The organism is Komagataeibacter intermedius TF2 (assembly GCF_000964425.1).
Lineage (GTDB): Bacteria > Pseudomonadota > Alphaproteobacteria > Acetobacterales > Acetobacteraceae > Komagataeibacter > Komagataeibacter intermedius.
The window spans coordinates 1-248 of record NZ_BANF01000829.1 but is presented as its reverse complement, the minus strand read 5'-3'; the positions used below and the strand labels follow the sequence as shown (position 1 = coordinate 248).

The 248-nt window shown below is 55.6% G+C and carries 1 protein-coding gene; it reads left to right on the top strand.

Going from position 1 to position 248, the window contains the following annotated elements; translation table 11 throughout:
* The coding region (locus B7449_RS19355; protein WP_048884128.1) for a hypothetical protein at nt 1–248 on the top strand (248 nt) is incomplete at both ends.

The window sequence follows — 248 nt, the reverse complement described above, 5'->3', positions numbered from 1 at the left end:
AAGATCACCCTGGAAACTGGTGAAAGCCTGATCGACACGTTTGATCGCTACATCATGAACGTGATCAAGAATTTTCCCATGCTGGCGTCCCCGACAAGGCTGGATATGGGGGACGCGCGCGTGATCGTTCTCGATCTTGCCGAGGTGGCACCATCCGGCTCTCCCGCGGCCAACCGCCAGACAGCACTCATGTATATGCTTGGCCGCCATATCCTGGCCCGGAATTTCTTTCTCCATCCCGATTATGC